This window comes from Streptomyces sp. 2-1, from assembly GCF_048564895.1.
In the GTDB taxonomy this organism is placed as follows: Bacteria; Actinomycetota; Actinomycetes; order Streptomycetales; family Streptomycetaceae; genus Streptomyces; species Streptomyces phaeochromogenes.
In genome coordinates, this window is sequence record NZ_CP183383.1 from 10,309,631 (window position 1) to 10,324,016 (window position 14,386).

General features: G+C 70.2%; 13 protein-coding genes. 1 reads left to right on the top strand and 12 read right to left on the bottom strand.

Going from position 1 to position 14,386, the window contains the following annotated elements:
• Positions 1–103 precede the first annotated feature (103 nt).
• The 6 genes from ACN20J_RS45040 to ACN20J_RS45065 all read right to left on the bottom strand — a co-directional run bounded on the left by ACN20J_RS45040 (position 104) and on the right by ACN20J_RS45065 (position 6,923).
• Positions 104–1,144, bottom strand: a complete 1,041-nt coding sequence (locus ACN20J_RS45040) for an ABC transporter ATP-binding protein (protein ID WP_361886267.1) — start codon at positions 1,142–1,144, stop codon at positions 104–106.
• Positions 1,141–2,232 (bottom strand): ABC transporter ATP-binding protein, encoded by a 1,092-nt coding sequence (locus tag ACN20J_RS45045; RefSeq protein WP_419668283.1) that lies wholly within the window; start codon positions 2,230–2,232, stop codon positions 1,141–1,143. Before ACN20J_RS45045 ends, ACN20J_RS45040 begins: the two co-directional genes overlap by 4 nt.
• Positions 2,225–3,193, bottom strand: a complete 969-nt coding sequence (locus ACN20J_RS45050; protein WP_362294525.1) for an ABC transporter permease — start codon at positions 3,191–3,193, stop codon at positions 2,225–2,227. Before ACN20J_RS45050 ends, ACN20J_RS45045 begins: the two co-directional genes overlap by 8 nt.
• Before the next feature lie 3 nt (positions 3,194–3,196).
• Positions 3,197–4,213 carry an ABC transporter permease gene (locus ACN20J_RS45055; protein WP_190230066.1) on the bottom strand — a complete coding sequence of 339 codons (1,017 nt, stop codon included), beginning with the start codon at positions 4,211–4,213 and terminating at the stop codon, positions 3,197–3,199.
• A gap of 8 nt (positions 4,214–4,221) precedes the next feature.
• Positions 4,222–5,946, bottom strand: coding sequence for an ABC transporter substrate-binding protein (locus tag ACN20J_RS45060; RefSeq protein ID WP_419668284.1), 1,725 nt, complete (start codon positions 5,944–5,946; stop codon positions 4,222–4,224).
• A gap of 80 nt (positions 5,947–6,026) precedes the next feature.
• On the bottom strand, positions 6,027–6,923 hold the full coding sequence (locus ACN20J_RS45065) for a proline iminopeptidase-family hydrolase (protein ID WP_361886279.1): 897 nt from the start codon (positions 6,921–6,923) through the stop codon (positions 6,027–6,029).
• 165 nt (positions 6,924–7,088) lie between these two features.
• Between ACN20J_RS45065 and ACN20J_RS45070 the strand changes: the two genes are divergently transcribed.
• The gene (locus ACN20J_RS45070) at positions 7,089–7,940 is read left to right on the top strand and encodes a FadR/GntR family transcriptional regulator (RefSeq protein WP_190230063.1); all 852 of its coding nucleotides are present in this window, start codon (positions 7,089–7,091) and stop codon (positions 7,938–7,940) included.
• Between the two features lie 18 nt (positions 7,941–7,958).
• Here the strand turns inward: ACN20J_RS45070 and ACN20J_RS45075 are convergent, their stop codons facing one another.
• From ACN20J_RS45075 to ACN20J_RS45100, 6 genes are all read right to left on the bottom strand, one after another.
• Positions 7,959–8,375, bottom strand: a complete 417-nt coding sequence (locus ACN20J_RS45075; protein WP_190230062.1) for an ester cyclase — start codon at positions 8,373–8,375, stop codon at positions 7,959–7,961.
• A gap of 54 nt (positions 8,376–8,429) precedes the next feature.
• The gene (locus tag ACN20J_RS45080; protein ID WP_189842689.1) at positions 8,430–8,639 is read right to left on the bottom strand and encodes a heavy-metal-associated domain-containing protein; all 210 of its coding nucleotides are present in this window, start codon (positions 8,637–8,639) and stop codon (positions 8,430–8,432) included.
• A 99-nt stretch (positions 8,640–8,738) separates the two neighbouring features.
• On the bottom strand, positions 8,739–10,352 hold the full coding sequence (locus ACN20J_RS45085; RefSeq protein WP_189842688.1) for a PucR family transcriptional regulator: 1,614 nt from the start codon (positions 10,350–10,352) through the stop codon (positions 8,739–8,741).
• A 233-nt stretch (positions 10,353–10,585) separates the two neighbouring features.
• The gene (locus ACN20J_RS45090) at positions 10,586–11,980 is read right to left on the bottom strand and encodes an NAD(P)/FAD-dependent oxidoreductase (RefSeq protein ID WP_190230060.1); all 1,395 of its coding nucleotides are present in this window, start codon (positions 11,978–11,980) and stop codon (positions 10,586–10,588) included.
• 61 nt (positions 11,981–12,041) lie between these two features.
• Positions 12,042–12,707 (bottom strand): HAD-IA family hydrolase, encoded by a 666-nt coding sequence (locus tag ACN20J_RS45095; protein WP_189842686.1) that lies wholly within the window; start codon positions 12,705–12,707, stop codon positions 12,042–12,044.
• A 71-nt stretch (positions 12,708–12,778) separates the two neighbouring features.
• Positions 12,779–14,134 (bottom strand): MFS transporter, encoded by a 1,356-nt coding sequence (locus tag ACN20J_RS45100; RefSeq protein ID WP_190230059.1) that lies wholly within the window; start codon positions 14,132–14,134, stop codon positions 12,779–12,781.
• Positions 14,135–14,386: the final 252 nt, after the last annotated feature.

Below are 14,386 nucleotides of genomic sequence, written 5' to 3' on the forward strand. Positions count from 1 at the left end.
CGCTCGTCCGGTCGTCGGGCACCGGCACTTCGTTAGGGTGAAAGGCGCCGTTTCCGCTGGACAGGGCCGTGAGGTTCGAAATCTCGGCCCACCATTCGAAGCCTCAGCCCACCAGCGGATAGTGACAGGCGGCCTGACGGCCCGAAGCGGTCCGGGTGAGCGGGGGACGTTCCACCGCGCAGCGCTCCCGGGCGTACGGGCAGCGGGTGTGGAACGTGCAACCGGTCGGCTTGGCCACCGGGTTGGGCACATCACCGCTGAGGACGATGCGTTCCCGGCGCGATCCGGCCGCCGCCGCGTCGGTGCCGTCGTCGATCTCCGGGACCGCGGACATCAGGGCCTCGGTGTAGGGATGGGCCGGGGCCGCGTACAGCTCCTCGGTTTCGGCGAGTTCGACGATCTCGCCGAGATACATGACGGCGATCCGGTCCGACACGTGCCGGACCACTCCGAGGTCGTGGGCGATGAAGACATACGTCAGCCCGAACTCGTCCTGGAGATCGGCGAAGAGGTTCAGCACCTGGGCCTGGATCGACACGTCGAGGGCGGACACCGGTTCGTCGGCGACGATCAGTTTCGGGTCGGTGGCGAGCGCGCGTGCGATGCCGATGCGCTGGCGCTGGCCGCCGGAGAACTCGTGCGGGTACCGGTCCAGGTGTGCCGTGGCGAGCCCCACGACGTCGAACAGCTCGGCGACCCGCTTCCGGACGGCGCCGGCGTCCCCGTAGCGGTGGATGAGCAGCGGTTCGGCGACGATGTCACCGGCACGGCGCCGGGGGTTGAGCGAGGCCTGCGGGTCCTGGAAGACCAGCTGCATGCCGGGGCGTACGGGACGCAGGCGGCGTGCGGACAGCGTGCTGATGTCCTGGCCGTCGAACTCGACCCGGCCGCTCGTGAGGTCGGTGAGCCTGACCAGGCAGCGGCCGAGGGTGGACTTGCCGCAGCCCGATTCGCCGACGATGCCGAGTGTCTCCCCGGCACGTACCTCCAGCGAGACTCCGTCCACGGCTCGCAGCACCTTGCGGTGCCGGGCGAGCGAGTCGGCGCGCAGGGTGTAGTGCTTGGTGACGTCCGTGGCGCGCAGCAGTACGTCGCCGCCGGGCCGGGTGTCGTCGTCCGCTGCCGCTGTGTCGAGGGCTGTCACGGCGCCATCTCCCTGTCCGTCTCGTCCGTCCTCTGTGCTCCTGCGCCGGCCTCTGGGCCTGCCCGGGCCGCGAGACGCTGCGCCGCGCGGTCGTCCGGTGGCAGCCAACAGGCGTCGCGGTGTGCGGTGTTGGCGTTGCCCGCGGCGAGTTCGGGGCGCTCCTCGCAGCGATCGTGACGTGCCGGACAGCGAGGCGCGAACGCGCAGCCCTCGGGGAGGCTGTCCGGCGATACCGGCATGCCCGCGATGGTGGGCAGCCGTCGCAGCCGGGTTCCGCCGACGCGCGGGACCGAGTCGAGCAGTCCCCAGGTGTACGGATGGCGGGGGCCGTGGAACACCGCCTGGCGAGGGCCTTCCTCGGCCGCGCGTCCGCCGTACATGACGAGGACCCGGTCGGCGATCTCGGAGACCACACCCATGTCGTGCGTGATGAGCACCACGGCGGAGCCGCGTGCGTTCAACTCCCGCATCAGGTCCAGGATCTGCGCCTGGATGGTCACGTCCAGGGCTGTGGTCGGTTCGTCGGCGATCAGCAGTGAGGGGCCGCAGGCGAGGGCCATCGCGATGACCGCGCGCTGCCGCATACCGCCGGAGAACTCGTGCGGGTAGGCGTTCACCCGCGAGGCCGCGTCGGGGATGCCGACGTCGGACAGCAGCTCCACCGCGCGGGCCCGTGCGGCCTTGCGGGACACCTGCTCGTGGGCCCGAATCTGCTCGGCGATCTGCCAGCCCACGGTGTAGACGGGGGTCAGCGCGGTCATCGGGTCCTGGAAGACCATGGCGATCTCCCGGCCCCGCACCGCGCGCATCTCCTTGTCGGGGAGAGCGAGCAGGTCGCGGCCACGGAAGAGGACTTGACCCGAGACCGTGACGTTCGGGTTGGTCAGCAGGCGCAGGACGGCCAGCATCGACACGCTCTTGCCGGAGCCCGACTCGCCCACCACGCCCAGGATCTCGCCGGGAGCCACCGAGAGGGAGAGACCGTCGACCGCCGTGACAGAGCCTCGGCGGGTACGGAAGGTCACCCTCAAGTCGCGTACGTCCAGCAGGGGTTGGCCGGGCAGTTCCTTGACTGGCTGATCAGGCATGGCGGGCCCTCGGGTCGAGTCGCGCGTACAGGATGTCCACCAGGGCGTTGGCGAGGACGACGAAGAAGGCCGCGTACAGGACCGTGCCCATGATCACGGGCAGATCCAGGTTCTGCAGGGCGTCGAACGTGAGCTTGCCGACGCCCGGCAGTCCGAAGACGACCTCGGTGAGCAGGGCGGCGCCGCCCACGAGCGCGCCGAAGTCCAGGCCGAACAGGGAGACGATCGGGATGAGGGAGCAGCGCAGGGCGTGCCGGACCAGGATGCGCCGCTCGGACAGACCCTTGGCACGGGCGGTGCGTACGTAGTCCTCGCCCAGCGCGGTGACGACCTCGCCGCGCAGCAGCCGGGCGTAGATCCCGGCGTACAGCAGCGCCAGGGTCAGCCAGGGGAAGAGCATGCGCAGCGCCCACTGGCCGGGGTCATGGCCCAGTTCGACGTATCCGGGTGGCGGCACCCAGGAGAACACCGTGTCGTGAAGCCGGTTCTGGGTGACCAGGTTGACGACTTCGCCGAGCCAGTAGGCCGGCAGGGACACGCCGACCACGCCGACCAGCATGATCAGTGGGTCGGCGAGCGTGCCGCGCAGGGCCGCCGCGGCGGTGCCCATCACGATGCCCACGGTCATCCAGATGACGGCCGCCCCCACCACGAGCGACAGGGTCACGGGCATCGCCTGGACGATCTGCGGGACGACGCGGGAACCGCGGTTGACGAACGACTCCAAGTCCCGGTCGATCAGCAGGTGTTGCATCATCAGCAGGTAGCGGACGGGCATCGGCCGGTCCAGCCCGAAGGAGTGCCGCACCTGGGCGAGCGTGGCCGGATCGGCGTTGCGGCCCGCGATCCGCGCGGCCGGGTCCACGCCGGGGGTCGCGAAGAAGATCAGGAACACCAGGACGCTGATCGCGAACATGACGAACAGGGCGGACAGGAAGCGCCGGAGGGCGAAGTACAGCATGGGTCACACCCCTCCGCGCAGCCGGGCGCTCGGGTCGAGCGCGTCACGCACGCCGTCGCCCAGGACGTTGAGAGCCACCGTGGTCAGCGCGATGAGCAGTCCCGGGGCGATGGTCACGGCGGGCCGGGTGTAGAGGAGTCCCAGGCCGTCCTCGATGATCGTGCCCCAGCTCGCGTCGGGCGGCTGGACCCCGACGGACAGGAACGACAGCGCCGACTCGGTGAGCATGGCGAGCGCGGTCATCAGCGGCAGGAAGACGATCGCCGTGGGCACGACGTTCGGCAGCACCTCCCGGCGCATGACGCGCAGGGCGGGCGCGCCCGAGCCGATGGCCGCCTGGATGAACTCCTTGTTGCGCAGCACCAGTACCTGGCCGCGCAGGGGCCGGGCGACGTACGGGACGTAGATCGCCGCGATGATCACGACGGGCAGCCACAGGCTCCCCGCGTCCACCGTGACCGGACCGAGCCGCAGTCCGTCGGTGAGCAGCACCACCGACAGGCAGATGGCCAGCAGATACACCGGGAACGCCCAGATGACGTCCAGGATCCGGGAGATGACGGCGTCCACGACACCGCCCGCGTAGCCGGCGAGGACGCCGACGGCCGTACCGATGACGACGGTCAGCAGGGCCGCGGTGACCCCGATGAACAGGCTGGTGCGGCCGCCGTAGAGCAGCCGTGCCATGACGTCGCGGCCCTGGTTGTCGGAGCCGAGGAAGTAGTGGGCGGTGTCCCAGGTGGGCCCGATGGGCGTGACGCCGAGACCGAGGCCGGTACTGCTCGGGGTGAGTACCGGCACGGTCTTTCCGTCGACGACCGTGGTGCCGGAGACATGGGACTGGAACGGGTCGGTGTGGGCGATGTGGTCCGCGTACAGCGGGGCGCACAGGCACACCACGACGACGATCAGCAGGACGACGGCCGCGGCCGTCGCCGGCCTGTTGCGGGACAGGTCGGCGACGGCGGTCCGCCAGGGGCCCGGCGAGCGCCGGGCCTCGGTGGTGGGCAACGGGGCCACGGCGCGGCTCACTTGACCCACAACTGCCCGACGAGCATGTAGAACTGCTTGCTGAACTGGTAGTTGCCGACGCGCTTCGACGTGAAGTCGATGATCTTCGGGTTGATCACCGGGACGACCGGGGACTCCTTCATGATGTCCTGGTCGATCGTGCCCCACTGCTGGTCGGCGCTCTTCTGATCGGTCTGTCCGGTCTTCAGCGCGGTCCGCATCCGCGCGTCGATGCCCTTGTCGCAGAAGCCGGAGATGTTGATGCTGGAGTCGCTGCCCGGGTGGAACGAGGCGCAGGACAGCAGCACGTTGAGGAAGTCGGAGGCCGCCGGATAGTCCTGGTACCAGGACGTCAGGGCGAGCTGCACCTTGTTCTTGGTGTTCTGGATGTACGTGAACTGGATGTTGCCCGACAGCGGTTTGAGGGTGGCCTTGTAGCCGAGCTGGGTGAGCAGACTCTGCAGGTACTGGCCGATCGACTTGTTGACCTCGTCGTCCTGAACGACGATGCCGACCTCCTGCCCCGCCGTACCGGACTTCTTGACCAGTTCCTTGGCCTTGGCCAGGTCCGGGGCCGACCAGGTCTTCCCGCCGCCCTTGGTGTAGTCGCAGGAGTCGACGTGCCCGGGGAAGCCCGGCGGCAGGATGGTGCACGCGGGAGAGGCGAGGTTCTTGCCGCCGTACAGCCGGACCACGGCCTCGCGGTCCACGGCCCAGTTGATGGCCTGGCGCGCCAACTTGTTGTCGAACGGCGCCGAGTTGACGTTGAGCGTCAGATACCAGAACGCGGTCAGCGGGTTGACGTGCGCCTGTGAGGCGTACTTGGTGCCTATCTCGTTCAGGCGGTCGGCGGGCGGCGGATCGTACATCCAGTCCGCCTGGCCGTTCTGGACGGCGGTGACCTCGGACTCGACGGTCTGCCCGAAGGTGTAGTCGATCTTGTCGGGATAGCCCTGGGGCTGGCCTTCCCGCGACCACTCCTTGAAGTGCGGGTTGCGGACCAGCTTGAGCGCCCGGTTCGGATCGTACGAGGCCGCCATGTACGGACCGGTGGTCGGCAGTGGCTTTGTGCCCGCGTCCTTGGCCGGCGAACCCTTCGGCAGCACGCTGGCATGCGGGACGGCCAGCTTGTACGGGAACTCCGGGTCCGCGGCGGTGAGGTTGACGGTGACGGTGCCTGCCGACGCGTCGCCGACGACGCCCTTGTCGAGCGTGCAGTCCGCGGGCTTCTTGATACAGGCGTCCGCGCCGACGATCCCGTTGTAGAAGGTGCCCGCGGTGGGGCTGGAGACCTTGAAGATGCGCTGGAAGGACGCGACCACGTCGTCGGTGGTCAGGGCCTTCCCGTTGGAGAACTTGATGCCCTTGCGCAGGGTGAAGGTGTACGTCTTGCCGCCGTTGGTCACCTTGGGCATGGCCGTGGCCAGGTCCGGTACGACGGTGAACGACTGCTGACCGCCGGTCTTCTTGAACGCCAGCAGACCGTCGTACATCGACTGGTACAGCTGCCAGTACTGGAGTGTGTAGTTCACCTGCGGGTCCAGGCTGCCGGCGGCCGCGTGGGCGACCATCCGCAGGGTGCCTCCCTTGTGCTCCGGCCGGAAGGCGGAGGACCCGGAGCCGGAGGAGGACGAGGTCGGGCCGGAGGCGCTGCCGTCGTCGGAGGACGAGCAGGCGGCGGCGGTGAGGGCGAGGGCGGCGGTGGCGGCGACGAGGGCGGTGCGTCTGGTGCTGCGGGACATCCGGACTCCCGTGGGTGGATCGAACGGTGGAGACAGCGGGGCGGGGCGGCGAGTCGAGTCGGCCTTTGGATCTGGCCGAGTCAGTCGGTCGAGTCGAGGAACGCGCCGACGACCTGGAGGTAGAGCTCCTCCTCCTCGACGTGCGGCATATGGCTGGAGTGCTCGAAGAAGTGCCAGCGCACATCGGGGATGTGGTCGGCGAAGGGACGGACGGTCTCGGGAGTCGCCTCGTCGTACCGCCCGGACACCAGCAGTGTCGGGACGTCGACGAGGTGCAGCCGGTCGATGACCGACCAGTCCTTGAGGGTTCCGACGACGTGGAACTCGTTCGGCCCGTTCATCGTGTGGTACACGGTCGGGTCGGCCTCGATGTTGTCCCAGGTGGCCTGGACCTCGGGCGGGGTCGGGACCAGGCGGCAGACATGGCGCTCGTAGAAGACCTGCTCCGCCGCGTGGTAGTCGGGGTGGTCGGTGGTCCCGGCGTCCTCGTGGGCGAGCAGGGTCCGTTGGGCCTCGGGCGGGAGAGCGGCGCGCAGCCCGGCCGCGCCGGACAGCCACAGCTCCATGGACGCGGGGGAGTTGGCGATGACCAGGCTCCGCAGTCCCGGCGGGCGCCGTACGGCGTGTTCGGCGGCGAGCATGCCGCCCCAGGACTGACCGAGGACGTGGTACGCGTCGGAGATGCCCAAGGCCTTGAGGAGGTTGTCGAGTTCGTCGAGGAAGAGCTGGACGGTCCAGAAGTCGGCGCCCCGGTCGGGCAGATGGGTGGACCGTCCGACGCCGAGCTGGTCGTAGTGCACCACGGGCCGGCCCTGTCGGCCGATGCCCGCGATGCGCAGCGTGTAGTCGTGACCGGCGCCGGGCCCGCCGTGCAGGACCACCAGAGGTGTCTTGCCCGGTTCGCCGGTGATCCGGTACCAGGTGGACCAGCCGTTGAAGTCGACGGTTCCGGTGTGGTTCGGTTCGGGGATCGCCACTGGGAGCCTCCCGGACCGGCCGAGAATCGGTCGGTCCCTGTCTGGAACGAGATGGGTGTGACGGGTGGCTGCGATACTGATTGGGCAAATGGTCAGGGCACAAGACCTTTTAGCGGGGGCAGGGCAAGACGTAACTGCGTGTTTACGTGTCCAGCGCGCGTTTACATGTCCGGCATCCGTGACCGACCTGAGGAGGACCAGCTGACATCCGCACCGCAGCCGCCCGAGCCGGGGGACGAGTTCGCCCGGGTGCTCGACCGTGTCCTCCTCGGTGGTGCCCCTTCACCGTCCCTGCGCCCGGTCCGTGTGACGTCCGCGGTTGACGAGGTCTCCGACCGGCTGCTCACGGCGATCGCCGTCGGGGACTTCCTGCCGGGGGAGCGGCTGCCGGCCGAACGCGAGCTCACCCAGCTCCTGCGGGTGAGCCGTCCCACCGTGCGCGAGGCCGTCGGACGTCTCCAGGCCGTGGGTGTCATCGAGATCCGCCGCGGCCGCAACGGCGGCGCGTTCGTGCGCGAAAGCTGGAGCGAGTCCTCGGCGGCCGCGGTCCGCCGGACGCTGCTGCCCCGCTGGGAGGAGTTCGAGCAACTCTTCGATCTACGGGGGCTGGTGGAGGGCATGGTGGCCGCCACGGCCGCCCGGCGCCGGCGGCCCGAGGACCTCGAACCGATACGCGAGGCCCTCGACGCGTACCTCTCCGCGACGACACCCCGCGAGGAACAGATCGCCGACAGCGCGTTCCACGAGAGCATCTGCCGGGCCACGCACAACCCGCAGATCGCCACGCTCAGCCGGGACCTGCTGACCCGGATCAGCCTCGGCTTCCCGGCGGAACCCTGGGGCAAGGGGGAACGGTCCCACTTCCACCGGGCCAGCAGGGACCACAAGGCTCTCTACGAGGCCATCGCGGCCGGTGAGCCCGCCAAGGCCGAGGAGATCGCCCGCGACCACTTCACCATCAGCGCCGACATGATCCGCGAGGTACTGGCCCGGGTGCGTGCCGGCGGACCGGCCTGACGCGCTGCGGGCCCACCGTCAGAAGGGCGGGATCTCCTCCGGAACGATCCCGAGCTGCCGCAGGAGGCTGTAGAGGTCGGTCTCGCCCCAGAACTCGACGATCCGCCCCTCGCTCAGGCGGTAGGACTTGGTGCCCGACATGGTCAGGTCACGCCCGGTGCGGTCGTGCGTGTACGTCAGGGTGAAAGCGGTGACCACCCGGTCCTCGGCGGCGAACAGATCGTCCACCTGTACGCGGCAGTTGGACAGACCCGGGCTCAATATCGCCCCTTCCGGATAGCGCCGCCCCCGCACATGCTGCCCGGCGCCATGGACCGCCACGTCCTCGGCGACGAGTTCCGCGAGCTCGTCGAGGTCCTGTGTCTCGAACACGCGCAGGTAGCGGAGGACGACCTCGGCGTTGAGCTTGCTCAGGGCGGTCGGCTCGGCGGGCATGGGAGGAACGTATCCAGCGGGGCCGACCGCCACCAGAGGTGTGCCGGCCGGTTGTCAGAGAACGGCAGCCACCTCGAAGCCCGCCTCGGTGATCGCGGCGCACACCTTCGAACCGTCGAGCGCCTCGCCCGTCACGGTCACCGAACCGGTGTCGAGGTCGATGCCGACCCGGTCGACGCCCAGCACCCCGCAGACTTTGCTCTCCAGGGCGTCGGCACAGCGGCCGCAGGTCATTCCGATGACGTGGTACCGCTGTTCAGTCATGATCCCTCGTCTCTTCCCGACGTGCGCACGCACGCTGTGGGAGCCGTTCCGGGATCAGATACGCGTCCGCCGACAGCGGTGTTCACCCCCGCGGGCGACTCACAGGGAAGCAGGTCGGGCGGTCCCACCAGCACCGCCGAGTACGTCCAACGCCGTGACGGCCACGTGCAGTTGGGTGCGGTGGGCGCCGGACTCCAGGTCGTTGCCCAGGAGCCGCTCGATGGTCCGCAGCCGTTGGTAGAAGGCCTGCCGGGAGAGCCCGACGTGCTTGGCGGCGATCGACTTGTTGCCGGCGGCGACGAGATATTCGCGCAGGGTGGAGAGCAGGTCGCTGCCGTGTCGGGCGTCGTGCTGGACGAGGCGCCCCAACTGCTGTTCCACGTACCGCTGGACGCGGACGTCGTCGCGCAGGGAGTACAGCAGTTCCGGCAGACCGATGTCCGACGCGACATGGAAGGGGCGGTCGAGCGTCCCGGGGCCGATCGCGTCGGCGATCTGCTCGGCCTCGCGGAACGACCGGGTGACCTGGCTCAGTTCGGTGACTCCGGGGCCGACCGCCACGACGAGCCCCTCCCCGAACGTGCCGCGCAGATCCCGGCCCACGCGCTCCACCACCGGCTGCCAGGCCGAGGCGCGGGCCAACGCGAGGAGCAGTCCGGTCCGGTGCTCGGACAGATCTCCCACCAGGGCCTTGACGCCCGAGATGGGCAGTTCCGCGGCGAGGTGCCCGGTCACCGTGGTGTTGCCGTCGGCCGTGTCCCCGTGGTCGATGACGACCGGGACGAGGCGGTGACCGGTCGTGGGCAGGCCGAGCGCCTCGGCCCTCAGCCGCGCCTCGGTACGGCTCCGGTAGCGCCAGTGGAGCAGATCGAGCAGGACGGAACTGTGCGCGCGCCGGTCCCACTCGGGTCTGCCGGTCAGCCGCGCCAGGGTGAGGGCGGTGGCGGCCTGTTCGAGGATCATCGTCTGCTCGGGGCCGATCGGCGGGCCGGACGCGTGGGGCAGCATGATCAGCCGCCCCCACCGTCTGCCCCGGTCCTCCACCGGCGCCACGAGCCAGCCCTCGGGCCCGCTCGCCGCCGCCCGATCCGGCGTCGGGGCGGTGCGCGAGCGCCGTGGCCAGGCCTCCAGGACCTGCCCGTCCGGAGGACCGGCGGTCCGGCAGATCACCGCGTGGTGGATGAGGTTCTCCAGGACCACCGGACACCCCGTGAGGTCCGCCGCGGCCTGCACGAACTCCTCCGGGTCCGCTCCGCGCAGGGTGAGGGAGGTGAACAGCTCGCGCACCTGCTGGGCTCGGCGCAGCAGCTCGCCCTGCGCGTCCAGGATCAGCGCGTGGACGGTCTGGGTGACCTCGATGAACCGCACCCCGCGCGCCAGCACGATCAGCGGCAGGTCCCGCTCCCGGCAGGCGGTGACCAGCTCCTGCGGCGCGTGCTGGTAGCGGCGCCCCAGCTCGACGACCAGCCCGGCCACGCCCACATCCGCCAACGAGTCGACGTAGCCGCGCAGTTGGGTGGGATCGGCCGGGTGCGGCATGCCCGTGGTGAGGACGAGTTCGCCGCCCTCCAGGAAGGAGGCCGGGTCGAGCAGCTCGGTGACATGGACCCAGCGGACCGTGCGCGACAGCTGGTCCTCGCCCGCCGCCACCCGGGGCAGACCGGCGGCGATGACGGGCAGCCGCAGCACGTCCGCGACTGTGAGGAACGGCATGGGGGCAGCTCCAGTCCGACGACGTGCCGACCGATCCGGCACGATGTCCGGACCACTCTGAAGGGTGAGACAGACCGGCGCAAGGCCCGATTGCCCAGCTCAGCGCCGCGCCCCGCCCCGTAGAGGGCGCGGGGAGTGGCGCGAGCGACCACGCGGAACGGCCGGCCGCGAAGGCACCACGTGCCCGGTGCGACGGGACGAGGCGAAGAGGCGGCCAGAACCAACGGGACGCCTCAGGGCCGCCGCGCGATCAGATCCGCGACCGTGGCGATCGGCGACGTACGGGCACGCCCACCCGCCTCGTGCCGGTCCGCCCACCCGTAGGCCACGTACAGCCCGCGCACGCCCAGCCAGCGCAGCGGTTCCGGCTCCCAGGTGCCGGGGCGGTGCCCCGTCCACGGCAGCCGGGTCAGCCGGGACTCGCGCCGGAGCACCAGATCGGTGAGGGTGCGGGCGGCGAGGTTCGTGGAGGTCACACCGTGTCCGACATAGCCGCCGGCCCAGCCGAGCCCCGTGGCGCGGTCGAGTCCCACGGTGGCGGACCAGTCGCGGGGCACGGCGAGCACACCGCACCAGGCGTGATCGACCCTGGCACCGGTGGTCTGCGGCAGCATGGCGTAGAGCGTGTCGGTGAGCTGACCGATGGTCCGGGCGTCCACCTGCCCGGCGTCGTCGGTGCGGGAGCCGAAGCGGTACGGGACACCTCGGCCGCCGATCGCGATCCGGTCGTCCGGGGTGCGCTGCGCGTACATGTGCCCGTGCGCCGTGTCGCCCAGCGTCTCGCGGCCCGCCCAGCCGATCTCCTCCCACACCTCCTTCGGCAGCGGCTCGGTGGCGATCATCGAGCTGTTCATGGGCAGCCAGGCGCGGCGCAGCCCCTTGAACGAGGCCGTGAACCCCTCCGTCGCACGCAGGACGACGGGCGCGGTGACCGTGCCGTGCGCGGTGACCGCCCGGCCGGGCTCGATGGCCGTGACCGGGGACTTCTCGTAGAGGGTCACACCGAGCCGTTCGACCGTCTCGGCGAGCCCCTTGACCAGGGCGGCGGGCTGCAGCCGGGCGCAGTGCGGGGTCCAGGCCGCGGCCGTCATGCCGTCGACGCGGATGCGGTCCGCGGCCTCGTCCGGTGTGAGCATCACGGCGTCGGGCACGCCCCACTCGTGGTCGGCCTCGGTCTTGTGGCGCAGCCGGGTCGCCTGTGCGGGGGTGCGGGCCACCCGCAGGGTGCCGCCCTTGACGATGCCGGCGTCGATCTCCTCGCGTTCGGCCACGGCGACGATCTCGTCGACGGCCTCGTTCATCACGCGCTGGTAGTCGAGCACGGCGTCCCGCCCGTACTGCTTCGCCAGTCGGTCGCGTGCGCCGGGCACGAGCCCCGACGCCCAGCCGCCGTTGCGGCCGGAGGCGCCGAACCCGGCGAACTCGGCCTCCAGGATGGTGATCCGCAGCGACGGGTCGGCCAGTTTCAGGTAGTACGCGGTCCACAGTCCGGTCAGTCCGGCGCCGACGATGCACACATCGGCGTCGCGGTCACCGGGCAACGCGGCGCGTGGGGTGGGCAGTTCGGCGAACCAGTGGGAGATCCGGCCGTTGACCGGGCCGGGCTGACCGAGCGTGGTGGCGCTCACGGGATGTCCTTTCACGGCGGCTGGACGAGAAGACGAGGAGACCAGGAGACGACGAAGAAGGTCAGACGCCGAGCAGGGGCGGCAGCTGGGAGAGGTCGCTGATCTCCTCGTACGGCTGGTAGGCGGCCGAACCCGGGAAGCCGTACCGGTTCACCCAGATCCGCCGCATGCCCTCGTACCGCTTGGTCGGCATGATGTCGTACTCCCAGCCCTGCGCGGTGTGGATGATGTCCTCGGGGCCGCGCCCGGTGGCCTTCATCAGGTACTCGAAGGCCTGCGGCAGCGGCTTGTACGCTCCGGCCTGCTCGGCGGTGAGCACGTAGTCCCACTCCACGCCGAGCTCGTCGACGGCGTACGAGATGAGGTCGTCCTCGCTGTTGGAGAGGATGGCGATGTCGTACTCGCCCTTGAGGCGGCGCAGCGCGTCCGGGACCTCGCGGAACGGCGTGAACTTCTTGATGGCCTCGATCAGCGCCTCGCCGTCCTCGTCCCGGTACTCCAGGCCGTGCAGCAGCATGACGTTGCGCAGGGTGCGGCGGACGACCTCGCGGTAGGGGCGGTAGTCGTCGACGACGCCCTGGAAGCGCATGACGTACGCGTCGTGGTGGAACTGGTCCGGGTCCACGCCGAACTCGGCCAGGCGGTCCTTGACGATCTCGTGCGTGGCGCTCCGGGTGTCGAAGTTGATGAGGGTCCGGTAGCAGTCGAAGCTGACGACCTTGCGCATGGAGTGAACTCCTCTGTGTGGGGCGGCGGTTGAGGTGTTTTGAAGGCGAAGTGGTGACGGAGCGAGCGGGTTCAGGGCCGGCTGCTGGCCTCGGTCAGGCCCAGGTCCTTGGTCTCGGGGGCGAGGAAGTAGGAGACGACGAGTCCCACCAGCGTGATCGCCACGGCGACGCCCAGCGTGCCGCGTACGCCCAGGTCCTCGGCGGCGATCGGCAGGAGGAACGTGGAGGTGGCGGAGCCCACGCGGCTCATCGCGGTGGCGATGCCCACGCCCGTGGCCCGCAGATCGGTCGGGAACAGCTCGCTCGGGTAGACGAACTGCAGCCCGCTGCCCGCCGCCTCGAAGAACTGGAAGGCGGCGAACAGGGCCACCACCGCGAAGGCCCAGTGCAGCGGCAGGACCGCCAGCGCGATGAGCGAGACGTTGATGCACACGAAGCTGCTGATCAGGAGCGAGCGGCGGCCGATCCGGTTGACGACCACCAGGCCGAGCCCGATGCCCGCCACCGCGATGGTGGTGATCAGCGCGCTGGCGCCGTACGTGCTCCCCACGCCGAACGCGGACAGCATCTGCGGCTGGAAGGAGCGGACCGCGAAGGCGGGTGCGACCTGACAGATCCAGAAGACGGAACAGAAGACGACGGGGACGGTGTAGCCGCGTTTGAAGATCTCGACGAGATTTCCGAGCCCGGAGCCGCCGCGCTTCTCCTGGCGGCCCTCCGCGAGCAGCTCCTCGTCGCTCACCTCCTGGCCGAGGTGTTTGCGGACGACGGCCTTCGCCTCGTCCATGCGGCCGCGCGAGGCCAGCCAGCGCGGGGACTCGGGGATACCGGCCCGCATGAACAGAAAGATGAGCGCCGGGACCGTGCCGGAGGCCAGCATCCAACGCCAGGAGTCGTCGCCGAGGCCGGTCAGCGCCCAGCCCACCCAGTAGCTCACGCCGTACCCGACCCACCAGGCGAGGACCAGGCCGGACAGGGCCGGGCCGCGCATCCGGCGGGGCACCAGCTCGGTGGTGAGGGCGGAGGCGATGGGGTAGTCGGCGCCGATCGCGATGCCGATGAGCAGCCGCAGCACCAGCAGCTGCCAGGCCTCGGTGACGAAGAACTGGAGCGCCGAGAAGACGACGAAGGTGGCCAGGTTGAGGACGTACATCAGATGACGGCCGACCCGGTCGGTGATCGGGCCGAAGACCGCGCCACCGATGAACACGCCGACCAGGACGGAGGCCGCTATCAGGCCCGTCCACAGGGTGTCGAGGGCGAGTGCGGGCGTGATGAGGCCGAGGGCGACGCCCATCACTCCGAGCAGATAGCCGTCACAGAAGGGGCCGCCCATGGCGACCACCATGATCCGGCGGTGGAAGGAACTGACGGGCGCGTCGTCGAGCGACGAGGCCCCGCCGGTGGTTGATGAGGTCAGAGACATGCTTGAGGCTCCTGGGGGACGCGGGAAGACGAGGGGGACGCGCGCCGGCAGGGGGACCGGGCGAAGGAGGCTTCGTACGTCAAGCATTGGAAAGCGGGGGTGGGGGGATTTTCAGGGGGGAAGGCGCACAGCGCTGTACGCGGTGCGGACCGGTCGTCACCGGGGTGGCCGGGCGAAGCGGTCCGGGGTTGGCCATCACCCTGGTTCAGCGTGGATCCACCGTCAATGAACATGGTGTTCTCTTGGGAGACG